This is a genomic window from Sphingomonas trueperi (genome assembly GCF_040545665.1).
GTDB classification, from domain to species: domain Bacteria; phylum Pseudomonadota; class Alphaproteobacteria; order Sphingomonadales; family Sphingomonadaceae; genus Sphingomonas; species Sphingomonas trueperi_B.
The window spans coordinates 1-1,023 of the sequence record NZ_JBEPMH010000014.1 but is presented as its reverse complement, the minus strand read 5'-3'; the positions used below and the strand labels follow the sequence as shown (position 1 = coordinate 1,023).

Here is a 1,023-nt window from a genome sequence, read left to right as displayed (position 1 = left end):
CCCCCCGAGGGTCTGGAGCCCGATAGGGAGCAAGGGTCCCTTCCGCGTTGGTCACAACCCTGAACAGTTGCTTGGGACTACCGATCCCGCACGACATGGACAGGAGCCATACCCATGCCACAAGCCGTCATCGGCTGCGACCTTTCGCGCGCCTTCATCGACATCTGCGAGCTGCCATCGGGAAGGATCGGGCAGATCGCCAACACACCGGATACCATCGCTGCCTGGCTCGACACGCTCGATCATGACGTTCGCCTTGTCTTAGAGGCCACCAGCGGCTGCGATGGCGACCTGATCGCCGCACTGGCAGCGCGCGGACACCCTTTCTCGCGGGTCAATCCGCGTCAGGCCCGTGAGTTTGCCAGAGCCACCGGCACGCTCGCCAAGACCGACCGCGTGGATGCGCGAGTCCTTGCCCGCATGGGCGCAGCCCTCGACCTGCCCGCTACGATCCCGCTCAGTTCCACCCGCATGCGCCTCGCCGATTTCCTGCGCCGTCGCAGACAGTTGGTCGATATGCGCAAAGCCGAAAAGCTGCATCGTCACAGCGCAGGCCAACCCGAAATCGCACAGGCCATCGAAACCATGATCGCCCTGCTCGACGAACAGATTGCCGCTCTCGACCGCCAGATCGCCGCCTGCATCGCCGAAGACCAGACGCTCGCCCATCAGGCCGCACTGCTCACCCCCGTCCCCGGCATCGGACCCACCGTCCTGGCCACACTGCTCAGCGAACTCCCCGAACTCGGCACCCTCTGCCGCCGACGAATCGCTTCCCTCGCCGGCCTCGCACCCCATGCTCGCGAAAGCGGATCATGGCGCGGTGCACGCCGCATCTGGGGCGGACGACGCAAGGTCCGCGAGGCGCTCTACATCGCCGCGCTCAACGCCTCGCGCCGCATTCCGGTACTCACCGCCATGCGAGACAGGATGCGTGCCAAGGGCAAATCACCCAAGACCATCCTCATCGCTGTCGCCAGACAACTTCTCGTCATCCTCAACGCCATGATCCGTAAAAGGCAG

General features: G+C 64.9%; 1 protein-coding gene. It reads left to right on the top strand.

The annotated features are described in order from the left end of the window. Window positions 1-114: 114 nt before the first annotated feature. Window positions 115-1,023 (top strand): IS110 family transposase (locus ABIC65_RS22300; protein WP_354311710.1); only part of this gene is annotated, 909 nt, incomplete at its 3' end.